At 72.5% G+C, this 23,452-nt stretch carries 25 protein-coding genes; 9 read left to right on the top strand and 16 right to left on the bottom strand.

What is annotated here, in order from left to right; all coding sequences use genetic code 11:
* Positions 1-14: 14 nt before the first annotated feature.
* The 4 genes from tatA to ACTMTB_RS29195 all read right to left on the bottom strand — a co-directional run bounded on the left by tatA (position 15) and on the right by ACTMTB_RS29195 (position 2,801).
* Positions 15-308, bottom strand: coding sequence for a Sec-independent protein translocase subunit TatA (tatA, locus tag ACTMTB_RS29180; RefSeq protein ID WP_441149376.1), 294 nt, complete (start codon positions 306-308; stop codon positions 15-17).
* Positions 309-521: 213 nt separating this feature from the next.
* Positions 522-770 carry a hypothetical protein gene (locus ACTMTB_RS29185; RefSeq protein WP_280841467.1) on the bottom strand — a complete coding sequence of 83 codons (249 nt, stop codon included), beginning with the start codon at positions 768-770 and terminating at the stop codon, positions 522-524.
* Positions 771-780: 10 nt separating this feature from the next.
* Positions 781-1,806 carry a helix-turn-helix transcriptional regulator gene (locus ACTMTB_RS29190; protein WP_441149378.1) on the bottom strand — a complete coding sequence of 342 codons (1,026 nt, stop codon included), beginning with the start codon at positions 1,804-1,806 and terminating at the stop codon, positions 781-783.
* Complete coding sequence (locus tag ACTMTB_RS29195) at positions 1,803-2,801, bottom strand: helix-turn-helix transcriptional regulator (protein ID WP_441149380.1); 999 nt, start codon at positions 2,799-2,801, stop codon at positions 1,803-1,805. Before ACTMTB_RS29195 ends, ACTMTB_RS29190 begins: the two co-directional genes overlap by 4 nt.
* Before the next feature lie 115 nt (positions 2,802-2,916).
* On the opposite strand from ACTMTB_RS29195, the gene ACTMTB_RS29200 reads away from it, so the two are divergent.
* Both ACTMTB_RS29200 and ACTMTB_RS29205 read left to right on the top strand, forming a co-directional pair.
* On the top strand, positions 2,917-3,915 hold the full coding sequence (locus ACTMTB_RS29200) for a cation diffusion facilitator family transporter (protein ID WP_441149382.1): 999 nt from the start codon (positions 2,917-2,919) through the stop codon (positions 3,913-3,915).
* A 43-nt stretch (positions 3,916-3,958) separates the two neighbouring features.
* A complete protein-coding gene (locus ACTMTB_RS29205) occupies positions 3,959-5,044 on the top strand; it encodes a DUF3866 family protein (protein ID WP_441149384.1) in 1,086 nt (361 codons plus the stop codon).
* A gap of 97 nt (positions 5,045-5,141) precedes the next feature.
* On the opposite strand, the gene ACTMTB_RS29210 is transcribed toward ACTMTB_RS29205, so the two are convergent.
* From ACTMTB_RS29210 to rfbA, 4 genes are all read right to left on the bottom strand, one after another.
* Positions 5,142-5,336 carry a hypothetical protein gene (locus ACTMTB_RS29210; protein ID WP_441149386.1) on the bottom strand — a complete coding sequence of 65 codons (195 nt, stop codon included), beginning with the start codon at positions 5,334-5,336 and terminating at the stop codon, positions 5,142-5,144.
* A 59-nt stretch (positions 5,337-5,395) separates the two neighbouring features.
* Positions 5,396-6,754 (bottom strand): Pup--protein ligase, encoded by a 1,359-nt coding sequence (gene pafA, locus ACTMTB_RS29215; protein WP_441149388.1) that lies wholly within the window; start codon positions 6,752-6,754, stop codon positions 5,396-5,398.
* A gap of 68 nt (positions 6,755-6,822) precedes the next feature.
* A complete protein-coding gene (locus ACTMTB_RS29220; protein WP_441149389.1) occupies positions 6,823-7,446 on the bottom strand; it encodes a dTDP-4-dehydrorhamnose 3,5-epimerase family protein in 624 nt (207 codons plus the stop codon).
* Positions 7,446-8,333 (bottom strand): glucose-1-phosphate thymidylyltransferase RfbA, encoded by an 888-nt coding sequence (gene rfbA, locus ACTMTB_RS29225; RefSeq protein ID WP_441149390.1) that lies wholly within the window; start codon positions 8,331-8,333, stop codon positions 7,446-7,448. The genes ACTMTB_RS29220 and rfbA overlap by 1 nt, the downstream gene beginning before the upstream one ends.
* Positions 8,334-8,421: 88 nt before the next feature.
* Between rfbA and rfbB the strand changes: the two genes are divergently transcribed.
* The 6 genes from rfbB to ACTMTB_RS29255 are packed head-to-tail and all read left to right on the top strand — an operon-like array spanning position 8,422 to position 13,716.
* Positions 8,422-9,423: a dTDP-glucose 4,6-dehydratase gene (gene rfbB / locus ACTMTB_RS29230; RefSeq protein WP_441149392.1), complete on the top strand. Its 1,002-nt coding sequence runs from the start codon at positions 8,422-8,424 to the stop codon at positions 9,421-9,423.
* The gene (rfbD, locus tag ACTMTB_RS29235; RefSeq protein ID WP_210776251.1) at positions 9,420-10,307 is read left to right on the top strand and encodes a dTDP-4-dehydrorhamnose reductase; all 888 of its coding nucleotides are present in this window, start codon (positions 9,420-9,422) and stop codon (positions 10,305-10,307) included. The genes rfbB and rfbD overlap by 4 nt, the downstream gene beginning before the upstream one ends.
* A complete protein-coding gene (locus ACTMTB_RS29240; protein ID WP_154937316.1) occupies positions 10,304-10,690 on the top strand; it encodes a DUF2304 domain-containing protein in 387 nt (128 codons plus the stop codon). Before rfbD ends, ACTMTB_RS29240 begins: the two co-directional genes overlap by 4 nt.
* Positions 10,683-11,384, top strand: coding sequence for a glycosyltransferase family 2 protein (locus tag ACTMTB_RS29245; protein WP_280841457.1), 702 nt, complete (start codon positions 10,683-10,685; stop codon positions 11,382-11,384). Before ACTMTB_RS29240 ends, ACTMTB_RS29245 begins: the two co-directional genes overlap by 8 nt.
* Positions 11,381-12,691, top strand: coding sequence for a lipopolysaccharide biosynthesis protein (locus tag ACTMTB_RS29250; RefSeq protein ID WP_441149393.1), 1,311 nt, complete (start codon positions 11,381-11,383; stop codon positions 12,689-12,691). The genes ACTMTB_RS29245 and ACTMTB_RS29250 overlap by 4 nt, the downstream gene beginning before the upstream one ends.
* Positions 12,688-13,716, top strand: coding sequence for a glycosyltransferase family 2 protein (locus tag ACTMTB_RS29255; protein ID WP_441149394.1), 1,029 nt, complete (start codon positions 12,688-12,690; stop codon positions 13,714-13,716). Before ACTMTB_RS29250 ends, ACTMTB_RS29255 begins: the two co-directional genes overlap by 4 nt.
* Positions 13,717-14,102: 386 nt before the next feature.
* On the opposite strand, the gene prcA is transcribed toward ACTMTB_RS29255, so the two are convergent.
* The 7 genes from prcA to arc all read right to left on the bottom strand — a co-directional run bounded on the left by prcA (position 14,103) and on the right by arc (position 22,310).
* On the bottom strand, positions 14,103-14,936 hold the full coding sequence (gene prcA, locus ACTMTB_RS29260; RefSeq protein ID WP_441149395.1) for a proteasome subunit alpha: 834 nt from the start codon (positions 14,934-14,936) through the stop codon (positions 14,103-14,105).
* Between the two features lie 61 nt (positions 14,937-14,997).
* Positions 14,998-15,837 carry a proteasome subunit beta gene (prcB, locus tag ACTMTB_RS29265; RefSeq protein WP_441149397.1) on the bottom strand — a complete coding sequence of 280 codons (840 nt, stop codon included), beginning with the start codon at positions 15,835-15,837 and terminating at the stop codon, positions 14,998-15,000.
* Positions 15,756-16,238 carry an endonuclease VII domain-containing protein gene (locus tag ACTMTB_RS29270; protein WP_441149408.1) on the bottom strand — a complete coding sequence of 161 codons (483 nt, stop codon included), beginning with the start codon at positions 16,236-16,238 and terminating at the stop codon, positions 15,756-15,758. The genes prcB and ACTMTB_RS29270 overlap by 82 nt, the downstream gene beginning before the upstream one ends.
* A 185-nt stretch (positions 16,239-16,423) precedes the next feature.
* Positions 16,424-16,639, bottom strand: coding sequence for a ubiquitin-like protein Pup (locus ACTMTB_RS29275; RefSeq protein ID WP_074477166.1), 216 nt, complete (start codon positions 16,637-16,639; stop codon positions 16,424-16,426).
* A 106-nt stretch (positions 16,640-16,745) separates the two neighbouring features.
* Entirely contained in the window at positions 16,746-18,263 is a 1,518-nt protein-coding gene (gene dop, locus ACTMTB_RS29280) for a depupylase/deamidase Dop (protein WP_441149398.1), read from the bottom strand.
* A 58-nt stretch (positions 18,264-18,321) separates the two neighbouring features.
* Complete coding sequence (locus ACTMTB_RS29285) at positions 18,322-20,379, bottom strand: hypothetical protein (protein ID WP_441149399.1); 2,058 nt, start codon at positions 20,377-20,379, stop codon at positions 18,322-18,324.
* 149 nt (positions 20,380-20,528) lie between these two features.
* Positions 20,529-22,310 (bottom strand): proteasome ATPase, encoded by a 1,782-nt coding sequence (gene arc, locus ACTMTB_RS29290; RefSeq protein WP_441149400.1) that lies wholly within the window; start codon positions 22,308-22,310, stop codon positions 20,529-20,531.
* 177 nt (positions 22,311-22,487) lie between these two features.
* Between arc and ACTMTB_RS29295 the strand changes: the two genes are divergently transcribed.
* The gene (locus tag ACTMTB_RS29295; protein ID WP_154937337.1) at positions 22,488-22,784 is read left to right on the top strand and encodes a ferredoxin; all 297 of its coding nucleotides are present in this window, start codon (positions 22,488-22,490) and stop codon (positions 22,782-22,784) included.
* 79 nt (positions 22,785-22,863) lie between these two features.
* Here the strand turns inward: ACTMTB_RS29295 and ACTMTB_RS29300 are convergent, their stop codons facing one another.
* A complete protein-coding gene (locus ACTMTB_RS29300; RefSeq protein ID WP_210776257.1) occupies positions 22,864-23,436 on the bottom strand; it encodes a hypothetical protein in 573 nt (190 codons plus the stop codon).
* Between the last annotated feature and the right edge of the window lie 16 nt (positions 23,437-23,452).

The following is a 23,452-nucleotide window of genomic DNA, read 5'->3' on the forward strand; positions in this document are numbered from 1 at the left end:
CTCGGGCCCTTCGGTCAGTTGTCGCGGACGCGCTGCACCGGGTCGACCGGCGGGGCGACCGGCTGCTGCGGGGCCTGCTGCGGGGCGTACTGCTGCTGCACGTGCGGCGGCAGCGGCTGGTAGCCGGCCTGCGCGTCGGCCTTCTCGGCCAGGTCGCGGTCGTCGTCCTGCAGGCTCTTGGTCTCCGCCTTGATGATCCGCAGCGAGCGGCCCAGCGAACGGGCCGCGTCGGGGAGCCGCTTCGCGCCGAAGAGCAGGATCAGCACGACCACGAGTACGGCGATGTGCCACGGCTTGAGGGCACCCATGGGAAGCTCCAGTCGCTCTGTGTCGAAGGGTGTGTCGCAGCCCATCGTACGTGCGTCGAGAGCCGTTGCCACCCGCCGGGCCGCTGGTGACGCGTCCGGCCGGTGAAGTCTTGACCACCCTCGCGTGTCCCGTCAACCACCTGGGGACGTCCATCCGTGCGCGAAAGGCACCCGGATCGCGCAGCCGACGCGCGATTCACCGACCGGGGTCGATCACTTACCGCGCTTGGCCTTGATGAGCTCCACCCGCTGCTGGGTCGTCTCGACCTGCCGTTGGAGTGTCTCGGCCCGCTCGGAGAGCGCCTCGGCGGCCTCGCGCAGCGCGTCCGCGTCGGCCTGGCGTCGCTGCAGCGCGACCGCCGCCCGACGCAGCCGGGGCAGCCGCGCCAGCACCGGCCGGACCGCCAGGGCCAGCACGACGAGTGCGAACAGCACCACCGCGAGAACGATCCACTTCACCACGGCGGTCAGCCTACTGGGTGACGGCCCCCACCGCCGGGTCGGCCGACGGCGCGTTGTCGCCCACCGGGGTGCCGTACGCCTCCAGCGCGGCGAGCGCCTGCGCCCGCACCTGATCGGCCAGCTCGGCCGGGGCGACCACGGTGACGTCCGGCCCCAGCCCGAGCACGAACCGGCGGGCCCAGCCCAGGTCGGTCACCCGCAGCGAGACCAGCCACTGGTCGCCGTCGCCGGCCTCCACCCGCTCGCACGGGTAGTACTCGGTGATCCACCGCTCGCCCCGACCGATCCGCAGGGTGATCAGCGGCAGGTCCGGCGAGGGGCGGAACACCCCGTCGGTGAGGTCGTGCGGGCGCGCCTGCGGCGGCACCACTGCCGGCTCGTCCAGCTCGGCGACCGCGTCGATCCGGTCGGCCCGGAACAGCCGGACCGCCTCGGCCCGGCGGCACCACGCCTCCACGTACGCCCGGCCGCCGACCATCAGCATCCGCAGCGGGTCGATGGTGCGCTCGCTGGTCTCGTCCCGCGCCGCCGTGTAGTAGGTGATCCGCAGCGCCCGACCGCCCTCGACCGCCGAGCGCAGCGCCTCGACCTGCCGGGTGTCCCCGGGCAGCCGCACCGCCACCGGCGCGCCGACCAGGTCGCCGGCCGCGTTCTCGATCTTCGCCAGGGCCCGCTCCACGGCCTCCCGGTTGGCCACCCCGGGCGTCTCCGCGAGCATCCGCAGCGCCACCACCAGGGCCAGCGCCTCGTCCGGGGTCAACCGCAGCGGCCGGTCGATGCCGGCGTCGTAGGTGATGGTGACCCGGTCGCCGTCGAAGGCCATGTCGATCAGGTCACCCGGGCCGTAGCCCGGCAGCCCACAGACCCAGAGCAGTTCCAGGTCCTCGCGCAGCTGCCGCTCGGTGACGCCCAGGTCGCCGGCCGCCTCGGCGATCTCGATGCCGGGGCGGGCGAGCAGGTAGGGCACCAAATTGAGCAGCCGGGCCAGTCGGTCCGCGGAGGTGCGGGAGCCGCTCCGAGCGGCCGGTCGGGTCACCGGGGGCCTCCGGCCACGGCCAGGTCGTCCTGCCGGACGGCGATCTCCTTGAGTCGTTGGATCACCGCGTCGCGCACCTCCGGCGGTTCCAGCACCCGCACGTCCGGGCCGTACCCGACGAGGTGGCCGGCGAGGGAGTCCGGGTCGGCGTACGGCAGGACCAGCCGGTCGCCGTCGGGGCCCGGCAGGGTCTGCACGGCCCAGCGCCGCAGGCCGGCGGCGCGGCCCGGGGCGGCCAGCACGGTGGCCCGGCCGGTGCGCTCGACCGGCCCGGACCAGCGGGCCACGTGGCTGATCAGGTCGACGCCGGCGGGCCGCTCGTACCCGCCCGGCTCGCCGGTCACCCGGACCGCGCCCACCACTCGGGAGAGCCGGAAGCAGCGGGTGGCGTCCCGGTCCAGGTCGTGGCCGACCACGTACCAGCGGCCGCGCCAGCAGACCACGCCCCACGGCTGCAACCGGCGGCGGGTCGGCGCGTCCCGGTCGGGCACCCGGTAGTCGAAGCCGACCTCGCGCCGGTCCCGCGCGGCGGCGGTCAGCGGCGCGAACGCCGGGTCGACCGTGACCATCGGCTCCAGGCCCAGGGTGGCCTGCGGGTCCACGTCGACGCCGGCCGCGCGCAGCTTCGCCAGCCCGGAGGAGGCGGCGGCGGCCAGCCCGGCGTGCTGCCAGAGCCGCGCGGCGATGCCCACCGCCGCGGCCTCGTCGGGCTCCAGGGGGATCTCCGGCAGCGCGTACTCCCGGTGGGCGATCCGGTAGCCGGGCTCGGCGTCGAAGACGCTGGCCGTGCCGGTCTCCAGCGGCACGCCCAGCTCACGCAGCTCGGCCTTGTCCCGCTCGAACTTGCGCTGGAACGCCTCGTGCTCCTTGGCGTCGTCCGGATCGTGCTCGTAACCGGGCACGGTCGCGGCGATCTGCGCGGCGGTCAGGAACCGTCGCGTGGACAGCAGACAGATCACCAGGTTGACCAGGCGTTCGGTACGGCTCCGCGACACGATGTGAACGCTAGCAGCCCGCGCGCCACGGCCGTGCACCCGCGCGGGCGCGGCGCGCGGCGCAGTGCCGCCGGTCACCGGACGGTGGCGGCCCGACCGCCCTAGGGTGAGGCGCATGTCGGAGGGCGAAGTCAAGGCCGAGAGCGTCGGCACGGTCGTGGTGGCGGGCGCGGCGAACCTCGCCATCGCGGTGGCCAAGCTGGTCGCCGGCCTGATCTCCGGCTCCGCGGCGATGCTCTCCGAGGCCGCCCACTCGGTCGCCGACACCACCACCGAGGTGCTGCTCTACCTGGCGCTGCGCCGGGGCGCGCGGCCCGCCGACACCCGGCACCCCTTCGGGTACGGCAAGGAGAGCTACGTCTGGGCGTTCCTCGCCGCGCTGTTCACCTTCGTCGCCGGGGCGGGCTTCGCCATCACCCACGGCGTGACCACCATCCTGGTGCACCGGCACAGCGGGGACTACCTCGTCTCCTACGTCGTGCTGGGGGTGTCCTTCGTCATCGAGTCTATCTCGCTGACCCGGGCGGTGCGCCAGGTGCGCAACGAGTCGCGCCGCTGGCGGACCAGCCCGCGCCGGTTCCTGCGGCTGACCGCCGACACCACCGTCAAGGCGGTGTTCCTGGAGGACAGCGCGGCCCTCGTCGGCCTGCTCCTCGCCGCCGTCGGGCTGGGCCTGTCCCACCTCACCGGCGACGAGCTGTGGGACGGACTCGCCTCGATCGGGATCGGTCTCCTGCTGCTGGTGGTGGCGACCATCCTGGCCTGGAGCAACCTGTCGCTGCTGGTCGGCCGGTCCGTGCCGGAGCGGCTGCACCGCGAGATCGAGCGGGAACTGGCCGAACTGCCGGCGGTCGACCGGGTCGACACGCTGATGACCATGCTGCTCGGCCCGGAGGAGATCCTGGTCGCCGCCAAGGTGGACTTCCACGACCAGGCCACCGGCGCCGACATCGAGGCCGCCGCCGACGAGGCCGAGCGCCGGCTCACCGACCGCTACCCGGAGATCCGGTTCGTCTTCCTCGATCCCACCCGCTCGATGCCCGGCACCGACGGGCGGCGGGCCCGGCGTACCCAGGACCAGGAGCAGGACCGCCGGCGGCCCGGCCCGCCCTGACCCGGGCGCGGCGCCGCCGCCGGGCGCGGATAGCGTGCCCGGCATGGTGCGATGGCGGTCCGGAACGGTGACGGCGGTACGACGGCGGTGGGCCGGCGCGGTGGAACTCGACGTCGACCTGCCCGACGGCGGCGCCCTGCGCGCCCTGGCGTACCCCGCCCTGGTCGGCGACCCGGTGCCCGGCGACCGGGTGCTGCTCAACGCCGGCGCCCTGCTGATGGGGCTGGGCACCGGCGGCTACGCCCTGGTCGTGGCGCTGCCCGACCGGCTGCCGCCGGACCCGCCGCAAGCCGGCGACACCCGCGACGCCGGCCACCTGGTCAAGGCCCGCTATACCCCGTTGCAGGCGATCATGCTCGGGGTGGACGAGGAGGCGTCGGAGCACCACGAGCTGCTGGCCCGGGCGGAAAGCCTGGACGGGCTGCCCGTGGTCACCGCCGACCTGCACTCGGCGCTGCCGGCGATCCTGGCCGGCGTACGCGCCGACGCCCCCGATGCCCGGGTGGCGTACCTGCTCACCGACGGGGGCGCGCTGCCGGCCTGGTTCTCCCGCACCCTGGACGGGCTACGCGGGGAGCTGGTGGGCACGGTCAGCGTCGGGCAGGCGTTCGGCGGGGACCTGGAGGCCACCACCCTGCACAGCGGCCTGCTGGCCGCCCGGCACGTGCTCCGCGCCGACGTGGCGATCGTCGCCCAGGGCCCGGGCAACCTGGGCACCGGGACCACGTGGGGCTTCTCCGGGGTCGCCGTCGGCGAGGCGGTCAACGCGGTCGCCACCCTCGGCGGCCGGTCGGTCGGCTCGCTGCGGATCTCCGACGCCGATCCGCGCCCCCGGCACCGTGGCGTGTCGCACCACAGCCTCACCGCGTACGGCCGGGTGGCGCTGGCCCCGGCGGAGCTCGTCGTGCCCGACGGCCTGGACGCCGCGCTGGCGGCGGAGGTGGACGCGGCGCTGGCCCCCCTCGCGGGGCGGCACACCCTCGTCCGGGTGCCGACCGACGGGCTGGACGCGGCGCTGCGCGCCCTGCCGGTCGGGCTGTCCACCATGGGCCGGGGCCTGGACGCCGATCACGCCTACTTCCTGGCGGCGGCCGCGGCCGGCCGGCACGCGGCCCGCCTGATCGGCTGACCGCCCGGCGCGTCGGCCCCGTTTCATAGTTTGCGGCGAGTCGGGGTGTCCTGGGCGGCGGTCACCGCGACACGCCGCAAACGGCGGCGCGGCGGGCTCAGCCGACCAGGAAGATCAGCGCCAGCCAGCCACCGACGATGGCGACCAGCGCGACCGCGAGCACCCAGGTCGGCACCCTGTACTCGCCGCGGCGGTTGCGCTCGATCTCGGCGCGGATCTTCTCCCGGCGCCGTTCGACCCAGTTCAGCTTCTCGGTGCCGCGATCGCGGTCGGAGGGTGAGGAAGTGTTCATCGCGACGCCAGCGTACCGGTGCGTCGGCGGCCGGTGCCCGGCACCGGCCGCCGACGTCCTCACATGCTGGCGATCAGGCGTTCCACCCGCTCGTCGTACGCCCGGAACGGGTCCTTGCAGAGCACGGTGCGCTGCGCCTGGTCGTTGAGCTTCAGGTGCACCCAGTCGACGGTGAAGTCGCGCCGCTTCTCCTGGGCGTGCCGGATGAACTCGCCGCGCAGCCGGGCCCGGGTGGTCTGCGGCGGGGTCTCCTTCGCCTCGAAGATCTCCGGGTCGGTGGCCACCCGGTCGACCTGCCCGCGCCGCTCCAGCAGCCCGTAGAGGCCCCGGCCGCGCCGCAGGTCGTGGTAGGCCAGGTCCATCTGGGCCACCCTGGGGTGCGACAGCGGCAGGTCGTGCTTGCGCTGGTAGCGCTCGATCAGCCGCAGCTTGGTCACCCAGTCGATCTCGCGGGCCACCGGGTCCAGGTCGCCGCTCTCCACCGCGCTGAGCACCCGGCCCCACAGCTCCACCACCCGCTTGGCGGTCTGGTCGCCGCCCCGGCGCTCGACGAACTCGGTCGCCTTGGTCAGGTACTCCTGCTGGATCTCCAGCGCGCTGACCTCCTTGCCGGAGGCCAGCCGCACCTTGCGCCGGCCGGTGATGTCGTGGGAGACCTCCCGGATGGCCCGGATCGGGTTCTCCAGCGTCAGGTCGCGCATCACCACCCCGGCCTCGATCATCCGCAGCACGATGTCGGCGCTGCCCACCTTGAGCAGCGTGGTGACCTCGTTCATGTTCGAGTCACCGACGATCACGTGCAGCCGGCGGTAGCGCTCGGCGTCCGCGTGCGGCTCGTCGCGCGTGTTGATGATCGGACGGCTGCGGGTGGTCGCCGAGGAGACGCCCTCCCAGATGTGCTCCGCCCGCTGCGACAGGCAGTACACCGCCCCGCGCGGGGTCTGCAGCACCTTGCCGGCGCCGCAGATCAGCTGGCGGGTGACCAGGAACGGGATGAGCACGTCGGCCAGCCGGCCGAACTCCCCGTGCCGGGAGACCAGGTAGTTCTCGTGGCAGCCGTACGAGTTGCCGGCCGAGTCGGTGTTGTTCTTGAACAGGTAGATCTCGCCGGCGATGCCCTCGTCGTGCAGCCGTTTCTCGGCGTCGACGAGCAGCCCCTCCAGGATCCGCTCGCCGGCCCGGTCGTGGGCCACCAGGTCCACCACCGAGTCGCACTCCGGAGTGGCGTACTCCGGGTGCGAACCGACGTCCAGGTAGAGCCGGGCACCGTTGCGCAGGAACACGTTGCTGGACCGGCCCCACGACACGACGCGGCGGAAGAGGTACCGGGCGACCTCGTCAGGGGACAGCCGACGCTGCCCGCGGTAGGTACAGGTGACGCCGTACTCGGTCTCGAGGCCGAAGATTCGCCGCTCCATGCTGTGACATTAGCCGCCCGGGGGCCCCGTTCGTCACTGTCACCGCACAGGTCGTGCTCTCCGGTCGATCACATACCGTCCGAGTGCGACATTCCGTCCGGCCGCAGGCTCGCCGTGAACGCCCGGCAGGCCTCGTACTCCGGCAGCAGGCCGGACTCGCGGGCCTGCGCCAGCGTCGGCGCGGCGGCGTCCCGGGCGGAGAGCTGCGGGACCTCGGCCGGCCACTCGATGGCCAGGTCGGCGTCGAGCGGGTGCACCGCGTGCTCGCCGGTCGGGTTGTAGGTCGTCGAGCAGAGGTAGCTCAGCGTCGCGTCGTCGGTCAGCGCGCAGAAGCCGTGCCCCAGCCCCTCGCTGAGGTAGACCGCGCGCCGGTCGACGTCGTCGAGCCGGACGCCCTCCCACCGGCCGAACGTCGGCGAGCCGACCCGCAGGTCCACGATCACGTCCAGCACCGCGCCGCGTACGCAGGTGACGTACTTGGCCTGGCCCGGCGGCACGTCGGCGAAGTGGATGCCGCGCACCACGCCGCGCGCGGAGACCGACAGGTTGGCCTGGGCCAGCCGCAGCGGATGCCCGACCGCCTCGGCGAGGCGGTCGAAGCGGTACCACTCCATGAACAGCCCGCGCGGGTCGCCGTGCTGCTGCGGGCTGATCTCCCAGGCCCCCTCGATACCCAGCTGCCGGATCTTCATCAGCGGGCCACCGCCTCGCCGTGCTTCTCGGCCAGCAGGCCGAGCAGGTAGTCGCCGTAACCGCTCTTGGTCAGCGGCTCGGCCAGCACGCGCAGCTGGTCGTCGTCGATCAGGCCGGCCCGCCAGGCCACCTCCTCGACGCAGCCGATCTTCATGCCCTGGCGCTCCTCGATCACCCGGACGAACTCGCCGGCCTGCATCATCGAGGCGAAGGTGCCGGTGTCCAGCCAGGCGGTGCCCCGGTCCAGCACGGTCACCGACAGCTCCCCGGCCTCCCGGTACGCCTCGTTGACCGCGGTGATCTCCAACTCGCCCCGGGCGCTGGGCTTGAGGTCGCGGGCGATGCCCACCACCCGGTTGTCGTAGAAGTACAGGCCCGGCACCGCGTACCGGGACTTCGGCTTCTCCGGCTTCTCCTCGATCGACAGCACCTTGCCCTCGTCGTCGAAGTCGACCACGCCGTACGCCTCCGGGTTGGCCACCGGGTACGCGAACACCCGCCCGCCGACCGGGTCGCCGTGCGCGGCGAGCTGCCGGCCCAGGCCAACGCCGTGGAAGATGTTGTCGCCCAGGATCAGCGCCACCGACTCGTCGCGGATGAAGTCCGCGCCGAGCACGAACGCCTGCGCGATGCCCTCCGGGCGGGCCTGGGTGACGTACTCCAGCCGCAGGCCCCACTGGCTGCCGTCACCGAGCAGCCGCTCGAACTGGGACTGGTCCTCCGGCGTCGTGATCACCAGGATCTCCCGCACCCCGGACATCACCAGGGTCGACAGCGGGTAGTAGACCATCGGCTTGTCGAAGATCGGCATCAGCTGCTTGGAGACCGCCCGGGTGATCGGCCAGAGCCGGGACCCGGTGCCACCAGCGAGAAGGATTCCACGCACCCGGGGAGACTACCTGCACCGGCGTCAAACGGACACCGGGGTCGCCGTCCCCCGGGGTCCGCGAGGATTCGCGTACACTTCCGGACCCGTGAGGATTCTCGTCACCGGCGGAGCCGGATTCATCGGGTCGGAGTACGTACGGATGCTGCTGGGCGTGCCCGGCGGCGACGCTGCCGGGGTGCCCGTCGTCGAGCCCACCGCGGTGACGGTGTTGGACAAGTTGACCTACTCGGGCAACCTGAACAACCTCGCCCCGGTGCGCGAGGACGCCCGGCTGCGCTTCGTGCAGGGCGACATCTGCGACCCGGTCCTGGTCGACCAGGTCGTCGCCGATCACGACGTGATCGTGCACTTCGCCGCCGAATCGCACGTCGACCGCTCGATCGCCGGCGCCGCGCCGTTCGTCACCACCAACGTGCTGGGCACCCAGACGCTGCTGGACGCCGCGCTGCGGCACGGCACCGGCCGCTTCGTGCACGTCTCCACCGACGAGGTGTACGGCTCGATCGACGAGGGCTCCTGGACGGAGACCTGGCCCCTGGCCCCGAACTCCCCGTACTCGGCCTCCAAGGCCGGCTCGGACCTGCTCGCGCTGGCCTACCACCGGACCCACGGCATGGACGTGGTGGTCACCCGCTGCTCCAACAACTACGGGCCGTACCAGTTCCCGGAGAAGGTCATCCCGCTGTTCGTGACCAACCTGCTCGACGGCGGCACCGTCCCGCTCTACGGCGACGGCGGCAACGTCCGCGACTGGCTGCACGTGCACGACCACTGCCGGGGCATCGCCCTGGTGCAGCAGAAGGGCCGCGCCGGCGAGGTCTACAACATCGGCGGCGGCACCGAGCTGAGCAACAAGGAGCTCACCGGCCGGCTGCTCGAGGCGTGCGGCGCCGACTGGGACCGGGTGGTCCCGGTCGCCGACCGCAAGGGCCACGACCGCCGCTACTCGCTGGACATCAGCAAGATCAGCGCCGAGCTGGGGTACGCCCCGAGCATCGACCTGGACCGCGGCCTGGCCGAGACGGTGCAGTGGTACCGGGACAACCGGGCCTGGTGGGAGCCGCTGAAGGCGGCCAAGGGCGCATGAGCCGAGTGCTCGTCACCGGCGCGGGCGGGATGCTCGGCCGGGACCTGCTGGCCGTGCTGGCGACCCGGCCGGACCTGAAGGTGACCGCCGCCACCCGCACCGAGCTGGACATCACCGACGCCGAGGCCGTCCACGCCGCCGTCGCCGGCCACGACGTGGTCTTCAACACCGCCGCGTGGACCGACGTCGACGGCGCGGAGCGGGACGAGGCGGCCGCCACCGCGGTCAACGGCGACGCGGTCGCGCACCTCGCGCGGGCCTGCGCCGCCACCGGCGCGCGGCTGCTGCACGTCTCCACCGACTACGTCTTCCCCGGCGACGCCGAGCAGCCGTACGCCGAGGACGCGCCCACCGACCCGGTCAACGCGTACGGCCGCAGCAAGCTGGCCGGGGAGCGGGCTGTGGCCCGATTCCTCCCGGAAACCGGCTACGTCGTCCGTACCGCGTGGCTCTACGGCGCGCACGGGCCGAACTTCGTGGCCACCATGCTCCGCCTCGCCGAGCAGCGCGAGCAGCTCGACGTGGTCGACGACCAGCAGGGCCAGCCCACCTGGTCGTACGCGCTGGCCACCCAGCTGGTGGCGCTGGCCGACGCGGCGCTGGCCGGCCGCGCCCCGGCCGGGGTCTACCACGGCACCTGCTCCGGCCGGACCACCTGGTGCGGCCTGGCCCGCGCCACCTTCACCCTGGCCGGGCTCGACCCGGAGCGGGTGAGACCCACCACCAGCGACCGGTTTCCGCGTCCGGCCGCCCGACCGGCGTACAGTGTGCTAGGGCACGACCGCTGGGCGGCCGCAGGTCTTCCGCCGCTGCCGGACTGGCGTGACACGCTGTCCGACGCCTTCGACTCCCCCACTCCACCCGCCCCGTGGAAGGTCGCATGAAGCTCACCCTGGTCACCGGTCTGACCGGCCTGCTCCTGCTGGTCACCATCGTCGAGCTGCTGCGCCGCCGGCAGCTCCGCGAGAAGTACGGCATGCTCTGGCTGGCCGTACTCCTGATCGTCATTCCGCTGTCGCTGTTCCCCCGCCTGCTCGACAACGTGGCCGGCTTCTTCGGGGTGGTCTCCGGCGTCAGCCTCGTGCTCTTCCTCGGCATCGTCTTCCTGCTGCTGGTGTGCGTGCACCTCAGCTGGGAGGTCAGCGCCCTGGAGGAGGAGACCCGCACCCTGGCCGAAGACTTCGCCCTGCTCCGCGCCCAGGTCGACGCCGACCGCGCGGCCCGCACCGAATCAGCCCGAGACGAACTGGTGTCCCACGATGGTTAACGGCAAGCGCGTTCTGATCATCATCCCCGCGCTCAACGAGTCCGGCTCGATCGCCGACGTCGTCGGCGAGGTCCGCGGCGAACTGCCCGGCGTCGACGTGCTGGTGGTCGACGACGGCTCCACCGACCGCACCGCGGCGGTGGCCGCCGCCGCCGGCGCGCGGGTCGCCAAGCTGCCGTACAACCTCGGCGTCGGCGGGGCCATGCGGCTCGGCTACCGGTACGCCCGGGACAACGACTACGACGTCGCCATCCAGATCGACGCCGACGGCCAGCACGACCCACGCTACGTGCCGAAGCTCGTCGACCTGCTCGACGACACCGACCTGGTGATCGGCGCCCGGTTCGCCGGCGAGGGCGACTACAGCGTCCGCGGCCCCCGCCGCTGGGCCATGGTCATGCTCTCCGCCGTGCTCTCCAAGGTCGCCAAGACCAAGCTCACCGACACCACGTCCGGCTTCCGCGCCGCCAACCGGCGGGTGATCGAGATGTTCGCCGGCTGGTACCCGGCCGAGTACCTCGGCGACACCGTCGAGACGCTGGTGCACACCGCCCGGCGCGGCTACAAGATCCGGCAGGTGCCGGTGGCCATGCGAAAGCGGATGGCGGGCACGCCCAGCCACTCCCCCGCCAAGGCGATGATCTACCTCGGTCGCGCGTTCGCGGTACTCACGCTGGCGCTCATCCGCCGGTGATCCGGCGGCTGCTCCACCTCGTCCCGCCCGGCACCCTCGCCGTGGGTGCCGGGCTGGCCCTGCTCGGGCTGGCCTCCTACGTCCACCTCGCGGTGGCCGGACACAGCCTCACCGAGTCCGACTACAACACCCTGTCGGTGCTCTGGGCGATCGTCTTCACCCTCGGCATCGGCGTGTTCATGCCCGTCGAGCAGGAGGTCGCCCGGGTCGTCGCCGCCCGCCGCAGCCAGGGACTGCCGCCCGGTCCGGTGCTGGCCCGGGGCGCCGTCCTCGCCGCCGGGGTGCTCGCCGTGATGGTCGTGGTGATCCTCGCCGCGCGCGGGCCGCTCACCGACCGGCTCTTCGCCGGCGACGCCGCCATGGTCACCGTGCTGATCGGCGCGCTCGTCGCCATGGCCGTCGCCTACACCACCCGCGGCGTCCTCTCCGGCCTGCAACTCTTCCCCTGGTACGGCACCCAGCTCGGCGTCGACGGCGGACTGCGGATCGCCATGGTGGCCGTGCTCGGGCTCACCGGCGTCACCTCACCCCTGTGGTACGGGCTGGTGCTGGTGATCGCCCCGCTGGCCGGCGTACTGCTCACCCTGCCCCCGGTGCTGCGTGCCGCCGGCGGCGGCGTACCGGTCGCCTGGGGCGCGCTGCTGCGCGGCCTCGGCCTGCTCACCGTCTCCAGCCTGCTCTCCCAGGTCGTGGTGAACGTCGGCGTGATCAACGTACGGCTGCTCGACCCGTCGGACGTCGCCACCGCCGGAGCGCTGCTCTCCGCGCTGGTGCTGGTCCGCATCCCGCTGTTCGTCTTCGCCTCCCTGCAGGCGTCGCTGCTGCCCGGCCTGGCCACCTCCGCCACCACCGGCGACCTGCGCGGCTTCCACAGCCTGCTGCGCCGGGCGCTGGGCATCGTCACCGCGCTCGGCGTCCTCGGCGCAATCGGCGCGATCGCCCTCGGCCCCTGGCTGGTGGGCACCCTGTTCGACGCCGCCGACGTGCTCGGCCACGGCGACTTCGCCTGGCTGGCCGTGGCCACCCTGGCCTACCTGTGGGCGATGGTCCTCGGCCAGGCGCTGCTCGCCCTCGACCGGCACCGCGCCCAGGCCCTCGCCTGGACCGTCGGCGTGGCCGCCCTGGTCGCCGTGACCCTCACCCCGGCGTCGGTGGCGCTCCGCGTCGAGCTGGCCTACACGGTCGGCTCCGTCGTGGTGGCCGCCGCCATGGCGCTGCTGCTGCGCCGCCAGTCCCGTCCCACCCCCACCCCGACCCGGTCCCTCGACGACGCCCTGGCGACCGGAGTATCCGGAGGCATCCGATGACCCGCCCGCAGGTGACCGCGGTGATGCTGGCCTACGGCGCCGAGCCGTACCTGGTCGACGCCGCCCGGGCCGTGCTGGACAGCACCGACGTCGACATCGACCTGATCGTGGTCGACAACGGCTGCACCGGCGACGGCATCGACGTCGTCAAGGGCTTCCCCGGTGTCCGGGTGATCCGCCCCGAGGAGAACACCGGCTACTCCGGCGGCTGCCGGGTCGGCGCCGCCGAGGCCACCGGCGAGTGGCTGGCCTTCGTCAACAGCGACGCCATCGTCGCCCCCGACGCCCTGGCCAAGGTCGTCGCCGTGGCCGGCGAGCCGGGCGTGGGCGCCGCCATGGCCTCCATCCGCCTCGCCGACAACCCGGAGCTGATCAACACCTCCGGCAACCCGCTGCACTTCACTGGGCTGTCCTGGGCCGGCGGCAACGGCGAGCCGGCCAGCGCCCACGCCGTCCGCACCACCGTGCCGTCGCTCAGCGGCTGCTGCTTCGTCATCAACCGGGCGCTGTGGCGGGAGCTGGACGGCTTCGCCGCCGAGTACTTCGCCTACCACGAGGACACCGAGCTCAGCCTGCGCCTCTGGCAGCGCGGGCTGCGGCTGGAGTACGTCCCGGACGCCGTCGTGCGGCACCACTACGAGTTCTCCCGCAACGCCCTCAAGCTGTACCTGGTCGAGCGCAACCGGCTGGTCACGCTGCTCACCGCGTACGAGACCCGGACGCTGGTGGTGCTCGCCCCGGTCCTGCTGCTCACCGAGGCGGCCATGCTCGCCGCCGCGCTCGCCGGCGGCTGGGTCACGCAGAAGTTCCGCGGCTGGGGCTGGCTCTGGACCAACCGGGCCTGGCTGAAGTCCCGCCGCCGGCAGCTCCAGGACGAGCGGATCGTGCCCGACGGGGTCATCGCCGAGCTGATGACCGCCCGGGTCGCCCCGTCGAACGTCGACTCGCCCCCCGGCATGGGCGTCTTCAACGCCATCGCCGCCGGCTACTGGGCCCTGGCCAAGCCGCTGCTGCGCCAGCGCTGACCGTTCCAACGGTGCACGGCCGTCCGGCAGCCGCCGGGCGGCCGTCGCCATATCCGCGCCACGCCCCCCCCGCAGGCGCCCCGAGGCACCTCGTGACGCCGCTCGCCGGCCAAACCCGACCCGGACGAACCCCCGCCGACCGACGACGCGGCGACGGCGTCCCGGCCGCGTCGGGGCGTCCCCGTGACGCTGCACTTTCACGGAAAGGGTGGCTATTCCGCGCTTGGAATAGCCACCCCGTGAAAGTGCCTGGATCCTGAGACGGGCGTGGGCGCGCGGGGGCCGGGTGCGGTCGGACGCGACGGCGGGTTCCGCGGCCGGTCCGCGCGGACCCGGACATGCGGCGGGGGCCGGGGAACTCCCCGGCCCCCGCGAACCAGGTATCGCTACGCCTCCGGCGTCTCCTCCGGCTGACCCTCCAGGTCCGCCGAGGCGGCCGAGGTGGTCGGCTTGTGCGCCTCCTCCGTCGGCACCGTCGGCGTCTTCGCCCGGCCGCCGGCCGGCGCGGCGTCACCCGCCGCGTCCCCGTCGAGCAGCGCGGTCAGCGCCGCCCCGGTGACCCGCCGGAAGGTACGCCCCACCCGGCGCCGGTCCAGGACCGCCACCTCCAGCTGGTTGGCGGCGATCGTCCGGGCGGCCCCACCCTCACCGCCGACGCTGCTGAGCGCCTGCACGGCCACCCGCACCGCCTCGCTCAGCGTCATCTCCGGCCGGTGCTGCGCCTTGAGCACCCCGGTGATTGCCTCGGCCTGACCGCCCATGGCCATCCGGCCCGGCTCGTCGTTGACCGAACCGTCGTAGGTGATCCGGTACAGCTCGTCGTCCTCGGCGGTGGCACCCACCTGCGCCACGCAGATCTCCACCTCGAACGGCTTGGACTGCTCGGTGAAGATCGAGCCCAGCGTCTGCGCGAACGCGTTCGCCAGCGCCCGGCCGGTGACGTCACGCCGGTCGTAGCTCAGACCGTTCAGGTCGGCCATCCGCACCCCGGCCCGGCGCAGGTTCTCGAACTCGTTGTAACGGCCGACCGCGGCGAAGCCGATCCGGTCGTAGATCTCGCTGACCTTGTGCAGGGCGCTGGAGAGGTTCTCCGCGACGAAGAGCACCCCACCCGCATAGCTCAGGACCACCGCGCTGCGACCCCGGGCGACGCCCTTACGGGCCAGCTCGGAGCGGTCGCGCATGATCTGCTCGGGCGAGGCGTAGAACTGCATGGCCACGGCGGCGGTTCTCCTTCGGGCGCTGTGCTGACGACTGCTGACTGTGAGGTGGGAGCGGGCCTCAGCCGCCCGGGTTCTCCATCCGCGCGGCCACGACCGCCTCGGCGATCGCCGCCGTCTCCGCGTCGGTGAGCCGGTGGGTGCCGTCGGCCGTCGCCGTCATCACCACCGGGTAGATCCGCCGGGTCAGGTCCGGGCCGCCGGTGGCGGTGTCGTCGTCCGCGGCGTCGTAGAGCGCCTCGACGGCGAGCCGGACCGCGTCGTCCAGGGAGATCCCGGGGCGGAAGCGCTTCTTCAGGGCGGACTTGGCGAAGAGCGAGCCCGAGCCGATCGCGTCGTAGCCGGTCTCCCCGTAGGGGCCGCCGGTGACGTCGAAGCTGAAGATCCGACCGGCCGTCGCCGGGTCCTTCGCGGCCAGGTCGAAGCCGGCGAAGAGCGGCACGACCGCGAGCCCCTGCATGGCCGCGCCCAGGTTGCCGCGGATCATCGAGGCGAGCCGGTTGGCCTTGCCGTCGAGCGAGAGCATCGCGCCCTCGATCTTCTCGTAGTGCTCCAGCTCCACCTGGAACAGTCGCATCAGCTCGATGCCGATGCCGGCCGTGCCCGCGATGCCGACCAGCGAGTACGCGTCGGCCGGGTGCACCTTCTCGATGTCGCGCTGGGCGATCAGGTTGCCCATGGTGGCCCGCCGGTCGCCGGCCATCACCACGCCACCGGTGGCCGAGATGGCCACGATGGTCGTCGCGTGCGGCGCCAGGTCGGCGGCCATGCCCGGCGGCAGCGGCCGTCGGCCGGGCAGCATCTCGGGGGCCACCCTGCTCAGGAACGAGGTGAAGGAGGACGTCCCCGCGTTGGTGAACACATCTGGTAGACGCCCGGATGGATCAAAGCCCGCTGCCACGTGGTTCCTCTCAGGTACGTGATCGCCCTGGCCAGCCTCGTGGGACTGTCACGGAACTGGCCAAGACCACCGTTGCAGTTGAAGCAGAGTATCCCGCGCACCCATCCGGTGCGATGATCGTGGTCCAGGTGTTGCGGATCTTCGCCGCCGCAGATCGCGCAGACGCCGCCCTGCTCGGCCAGGAGCTCGTCAAACTCCTTCTGCCCCACGCCGTAGCGGCGGCGCAGGTGGTACTCGCGACTGCCGCCGTAGAGCCGTTGCCGGGTCTCCTTGCCCCGCGCATTATGGCAGGGTTTGCAGTAGCTGTGCCGGCCGCTGGCCTTGGTGGTGCTGGGAAAGTCCTCCACCGGCTTGATCTGCTCGCAGTCCGGGCACCATTTGAGACCCTCGGCGACCGGCACGGGAGACCTCTTCTGCGGGGCGATGCCGCGCCTGCGACGGCTCGCCTCCGACCGGGCGGCCGCGCAGGCCTTGCAGTAGAAGGCCAACCCGTCCACCCGTCGGCGGTCGCGGTGGAACTCAGTGAGGGGAAGTGCCCGCTTGCACTGCGGATACACCTTGTCCGAGGGCAAATCGGACATATCCCTCACTGGCCCCCTTTCTGTACATAGCCCCTCACGAACTCTTCTGCGTTCTCCTCGAGGACGGAGTCGATCTCGTCGAGCAGGTCGTCGACGTCCTCGGTGATCTCGGCGTGCCGCTCGGCGACCTCCGGGTTCGCCTCGGTGGTGACGTCCTCGATCTCCTCGCCCTGACGGGCCTTGCCCGACTGCGACTGCCCGCCGCTGTCACGAGTGGCCATGGCTGCCTCCTCCACGATCGTCTGCGATGAACTTACCTCGCCTGAGCGACGAAAAGCCCGCCGCGCGCCGGCTCGCGGCACCCGACGGGCGTACGTCGGCGGCCGGTCAGCCGCCGGTGAGCGTCTCCAGCAGGTCCTTGGCGCTCGCGCACCGGTCGAACAGCGCGCCGACGTGCGCGCGGGTGCCCCGTTCCGGCTCCATCATCGGTACCCGGACCAGCGATTCCCGGCCGACGTCGAAGATCACCGAGTCCCAGCTGGCGGCCACCACCTCGGAGGCGTACTGGGCCAGGCAGCGGCCCCGGAAGTAGGCGCGGGTGTCCTCCGGCGGCTGGACCATCGCGGTGCGGGTCTGCTCGTCGTCGAGCAGCGTCTTCATCGACCCGCGGGACACCAGCCGGTGGTAGAGGCCCTTCTCCGGGCGCACGTCGGAGTACTGCAGGTCGACCAGCTGGAGCTTGTGCGAGCCCCAGCCGAGCTTCTCCCGCTCCCGGTAGCCCTCCAGCAGCCGCAGCTTGGCCACCCAGTCCAGCTCGTCGGCGCAGAGGAACGCGTCGCGGCCGAGCCGGTCCAGCACGCTCTCCCACCGGTCCAGCACGTCCGTGGTCTGCTCGTCGACGTCGTCGCCGTACCGGTCGTCGACAAAGGACCGGACCCGCTCCAGGTAGGCCCACTGGACGTCGAGGGCGGTCAGCCGGCGGCCGTCGCGCATCCGCATGAGGTGCTTCAGCGACGGGTCGTGGCTGACCGCGCGCAGTTCGCTCACCGGGTCGGCGATGCCCAGGTCGGACCCGAGCGCCTTCTCCTCGATCATGGTGAGGATCAGCGCGGTGGTGCCGAGCTTGAGGTAGGTGGAGATCTCCGAGAGGTTGGCGTCGCCGATGATGACGTGCAGCCGTCGGTACTTGTCCGCGTCGGCGTGCGGCTCGTCCCGGGTGTTGATGATGGGCCGCTTGAGGGTGGTCTCCAGGCCGACCTCGACCTCGAAGAAGTCGGCCCGCTGGGAGATCTGGAAACCGCTCTGGCCGCCGTCCTGACCGATGCCGACGCGGCCGGCGCCGCAGACGATCTGCCGGGTGACGAAGAACGGCGTCAGGTACGCCACGATGTCGGCGAACGGGGTCTGCCGGCGCATGAGGTAGTTCTCGTGCGCGCCGTAGCTGGCGCCCTTGTTGTCGGTGTTGTTCTTGTAGAGGTGGATCGGGTGGGTGCCCGGGATGGTGGCGGCGCGGCGGGCGGCCTCGGCCATCACCCGCTCCCCCGCCTTGTCCCAGCGCACCAGGTCCAGCGGGTTGGTCACCTCGGGGGTGGAGTACTCGGGGTGGGCGTGGTCGACGTAGAGCCGCGCGCCGTTGGTGAGTATCACGTTGGCCAGGCCGAGGTCCTCGTCGGCGAGCGCCTCGGCGGGGTCGTACGCGGCTCCGGAGTAGGTGAAGCCGCGGGCGTCGCGCAGTGGCGACTCCTCCTCGTAGTCCCACCGGGCCCGGCCGCCCCGGTTGAGTTCGGGGCGCGCTCCGTAGGCGTTGACCACCTGGGAGGAGGTGACCATCGGGTTGGCTCCGGCCTGGCCGGGCACGGAGATCCCGTACTCGACCTCGGTGCCCATGATCCGTCTTACGCTCATCGACCTACCCGCTTCGCTCGCCCGACCCGGTCCCCCGTCACGTCGAGCGTAGTCCGCCTCAGGGCGTAGAGGGGCACGCCGGCACAGGCGGCGCGGGTGTCGCGGGCGGGGCGCCGGGCACGGGGGGCGGCTCGGAGGGGAGCACGTCGCACTCGGGAACGGTGAGGGAGACGAAGCTGACCCGGTGCCGCAGTGACGGGTCCGTCCTGATCAGCCGCTGGATCCGGCGTTCGGCGCGGGGGTCCGCGGTGATGAAGCGGATCGGCCCGGAGACCCGCCGGACGATCTGGTCGGTGCGTTCGGGTTCGAGGAAGTCCAGGTTGTATACGCCGGGTTCGGTGCGCGCGGTGGTGCCGTGCAGGGCGTCGACGCAGAGGGTCTCGACGTAGCCCCGGTAGGGGCCGCGGTCGAGGACGATGGTGGTGGTGTCGGGCAGGTCGGGGTAGCGCTGCACGGCGGCGGCGCAGACCCACGCCTCTTTGGACGGCAGGTGCAGGTCCTGGTGCACCCACCGTTGCGTCCAGGTCCGCTCGTTGGCGATGAGCAGGCTGGGGTGCCAGCCGGTGACGCCGCAGAGCGTCACGGCGATGGCCATGACGACGACGCCGGCGACGGTGGTCGCGACGCCGCGCGGCGACCGGCCGGGCCGGGGTACGGGCAGCAGCCGGACCACGGCGGCGGCGCCGACGACGAGCAGCGCGGTGGCCAGGTGGGTGGACTTGATGAAGTAGTAGCCGGGCTCGACGCCGGAGGTGGTGTTGTACTGGGCGATGCCCAACGGCAGGGCGACGCCGATGGCGGCGACGAGCAGCCAGCGCCGCCAGGTGGGATCGGCGCGGCGGACCTGGACGAGCAGGGCCACCCCGACGATACCGCCGAGCCAGATGAGGGCGCGCCAGGCTTCGGTGCGGGCCTCGATGCCGCCGTTGACGGCCAGCGCCTCGGTCTGCTTGGCGCGCAGCACGCCGAGCAGCGGGGCGACCAGGGCGAGGGGGGCGGTGAGGAGGCCGACGGCGAGCACGGTGGGCCAGCGGCGCAGCGCCTCCCGCCGGTGGCCGAGCACCCAGCAGAGCACCAGCACGGCGGCGGGCGGGAGGAACAGGTAGTAGGTGAAGCCGATGGCGACGAGCAGCGCGGCGAGCAGGACGACCTGTTCGCGGGTGTTGGCGAGCGGCCGGCCGACCAGCGCGGCGAGCAGCACGGTGAGGGCGAGCCCGAGGATCTCGGTCGGGTAGCCGGAGACGATCAGGCGGGGCAGTTGGGTGCCGAGGATCAGGGCGCCGACGACGACGGTGAGCACGATGCGGTGCATCGGGTGGACGGGTCCGGCGATGCGGTGCGCGGCCCAGAGCAGCACCAGCACGAGGAGTCCGAAGCTGGCCATCAGCCAGCCGGCGTAGTGGTCGACGGCGGCGGGGCCGCGGGGCGCGGCGCCGACGGGGGTGAGGAAGCCGTCGAGCAGGGCGGTGACCAGGTGCCAGCCCTGCGGGTAGTAGAGCAGTTGGGAGAGGATCTGGTCCTTGGCGGCGGCGGGGTCGACGAAGGCGTAGCCGCCGAGGCGGCCGACGACGTCGAAGAGGGCCAGGTGCCGCCAGTTGTCCTCGCCGCGGGCGAGGATGGTCAGCTGGTCGGCGAGGTCGGTGGCGCGCTGCCAGGGCGCGGAGAGGTACGTGAGCATCGCGGCGGTGCCGGCGACGGGGAACAGGTCGACCCGGCCGGGGCGCGGCAGGCGGGGGCGTCGGCGCAGCCCGGCGGCGCCGAGGACGACCACGGTGAGGGCGAGGCCGGTCAGCGGCACGGGCCGCATGCCCCAGGGCCAGACGGCGAAGAGCAGTCCGCCGGCGGTGGCCGCACCGAGCAGCAGGGCGAGCGCGAGCACCAGCCGGTCGAGCAGGGTACGGCCGCCGCGCAGCACGCTGGCGGTGGCGAGCAGTACGAGCGGCGGCAGCAGCCAGTCGCCGTGCAGGGCGTGCGTGGCGGCGGGTACGGCCCAGGCCGCCACGAGCGCCGCGAGCACGACCGGGACCCGTCGCCAGGGGCGCCGGGTCGGGGCGGGCGGGTGCGCGTCCTCGACCGCCGTGGTGGGCGGCTCGACGACGGTGACCTCGGACGACACGAAGCTCCTCGGACGGTCGACGGCGGTGTGCGAAGTCTACCGACGAGTCCGGCATTCCTCTCCGTGGGGACGCATCGCCCAGGTGAACGTGTCGTGACATGCGAGGAAGCCCCGCGGCGCGGGCGCCGCGGGGCTTCCTCGTCGTCCGGTCAGAGGTACTGGCCGGTGTTGCTGGCGGTCTCGATGGACCGGCCGGCCTCGGCGCCCTTGCCGCCGGAGACGAGCGTGCGGATGTAGACGATCCGCTCGCCCTTCTTGCCGGAGATCCGGGCCCAGTCGTCCGGGTTGGTGGTGTTGGGCAGGTCCTCGTTCTCGCGGAACTCGTCGACGCAGGCGTCGAGCAGGTGCTGCAGGCGCAGGCCCTTGCGCCCGGAGGTGAGGAACTCCTTGATCGCCATCTTCTTGCCGCGGTCGACGATGTTCTGGATCATGGCGCCGGAGTTGAAGTCCTTGAAGTAGAGGACCTCCTTGTCGCCGTTGGCGTAGGTCACCTCGAGGAAGCGGTTCTCCTCGGTCTCGGAGTACATCCGGAGCACGACCGCGTCGATCATCGCTGCCACGGTGGCCTGCGGGTCACCGCCGTGCTCGGCGAGGTCGTCCGGGTGCAGGGGCAGCCCGGAGAGGATGTACTTGGAGAAGATGTCCTTGGCCGCCTCGGCGTCCGGACGCTCGATCTTGATCTTCACGTCGAGCCGGCCGGGGCGCAGGATGGCCGGGTCGATCATGTCCTCCCGGTTGGAGGCGCCGATCACGATGACGTTCTCCAGCCCCTCCACACCGTCGATCTCGCTGAGCAGCTGCGGGACGATGGTGTTCTCGACGTCGGAGGAGACGCCGGAGCCACGGGTGCGGAAGACGGAGTCCATCTCGTCGAAGAAGACGATGACGGGGGTGCCCTCGCCGGCCTTCTCCCGGGCCCGCTGGAAGATCAGCCGGATGTGCCGCTCGGTCTCGCCGACGTACTTGTTGAGCAGCTCGGGGCCCTTGATGTTGAGGAAGAAGCTGGTGTGCTTCTCCTCACCCCGGCGCTCGGCGATCTTCTTGGCCAGCGAGTTGGCCACCGCCTTGGCGATCAGCGTCTTGCCGCAGCCGGGCGGCCCGTAGAGCAGGATGCCCTTCGGCGGCCGGAGCTGGTGCTCGCGGAACAGGTCGGCGTGCAGGAAGGGCAGCTCCACCGCGTCGCGGATCTGCTCGATCTGCGACTGGAGGCCACCGATGTCGCCGTAGTCGACGTCGGGCACCTCCTCCAGGACGAGCTCCTCGACCTCGCTCTTCGGGATCCGCTCGTACGCGTACGCCGAGCGGGGTTCGATCATGAGCGAGTCGCCGGCCCGGATCGGCGAGCCGATCAGGGTCTCCGCGAGGTGCACGATGCGCTCCTCGTCGGAGTGCGAGACCACCAGCGCGCGGTCGCCGGTGCTGCCGTCGGGACCCGTGAGGATCTCCTTGAGCATCACCACCTCGCCGACCCGCTCGTAGCCGAAGGCGTCGACGATGTTGAGCGCGTCGTTGAGCAGGACCTCCTGGCCACGCCGCAGCTCGGCGGCGTCCAGCGAGGGCGAGACGGCGACCCGGAGCTTGCGTCCGCCGGTGAAGATGTCCACCGTGCCGTCTTCGTGCCGCGCGAGGAAGACACCGTAGCCACTCGGTGGCTGCGCGAGCCGGTCGATCTCCTCCTTGAGCGTCACGATCTGCGCGCGAGCCTCCTTGAGGGTGCTCACGAGCCGGTCGTTGTTCTCGGTCAGCCGCGCCAACTGTGCCTGGGTGGCCGCCAGCCGCTCTTCGAGCTGCCGGACGTGTCGGGGGCTTTCGGTCAACTTGCGCCGCACCAGAGCGAGTTCCTCTTGCAGGAACGCGACCTGCGTGGAGAGATCGTGGGCTTCCTTCTCCCACCGTGCGGCGCGCGAGTCCGCGTCGTCGCTGCGTGCCACGTCCCACCTCCCCGGGGGGCTTGAACGTTCTGCCCTAACACTAGCCGCTATGAGCGCGATTCGGTCCTACGCAACACCCTCGTCACCGAACCTTGATCGCCAAGGGTCGCCTCCGGGGCGGGTACGGGCGTTCGGGTACCGTCGGGGCGTGGGACGGGAGAACATGGGGGGTGCATCGTGGCGGAGGTCGTGACGGACCAGCTTCAGGTCTGGGTGGACCAGGATCTCTGCACGGGCGACGGGCTCTGCGTGCAGTACGCGCCGGAGGTCTTCGAGTTCGACGTCGACGGCCTGGCGTACGTCAAGGGCCCCGACGGCGAGCTGCGACTGGCCCCGGGCAGCCGGGTGGACGTGCCGGAGCACCTGCGCCTGGAGGTGATCGACTCGGCGAAGGAGTGCCCGGGCGACTGCATCCACGTCGTGCGCGGCAGCGACGGCGTCGAGGTGGCCGGCCCGGAGGCCGAGGAGGACTGACCCGGCCCGAGCGGGCACAGACGTTGCGGGGCCGCGGACGACATCGTCGTCCGCGGCCCCGCGTGCGTCGGTCGGGCCCTCAGAGCACCGGACGGCCCACCACGGAGGCGACCAGCCGGGCGAACTCCTCCAGCCGGGCGATCTGGCCGGCGCCGCCGTCGTCGAGCGTCTTGCCGAAGCGCAGCGCGTCGTGCCGGGGCGCGCCGGCGATCTCGTCGCCGGGCGGCGCCTCGTCCAGCGAGGTCAGCAGCAGGTACACGTCGATGCTGTCGACCCGGACCTCGCCGCTGTCGGCGCGGGTCAGCCGCCGCCGGCAGCCGACCTCGGTGACGGTGGAGACCGGCACCACCCGCAGCGACGAGGTCATCGACCCGGGCGGCCCCTCCCCCGGCGGCACGTCCTCGCCGTGCCAGAGCACCAGGCGGCTGCCGTCGCAGACGACGACCTCCTGCCACACCCCGTTGACCTCGTTGACGAAGCGTTCCAGGGTGAAGCCGAGCACGGACGCACCGCGCAGCACCCCACCGAGCGCCTCCAGGGCGATGTCCGGGTCCCGAAGGTAGGCCCGCGCCGCCGATTCGAGGTCCTGGTAGGGCGACCAGTCCGGGAACACCGCCGGCAGATCCCCACCGCCGAAGCCCGGCCGACTCATGCCACCTCCCCCAGGT

Source organism: Micromonospora sp. L32, from assembly GCF_052068055.1.
In the GTDB taxonomy this organism is placed as follows: domain Bacteria; phylum Actinomycetota; class Actinomycetes; order Mycobacteriales; family Micromonosporaceae; genus Micromonospora; species Micromonospora purpureochromogenes.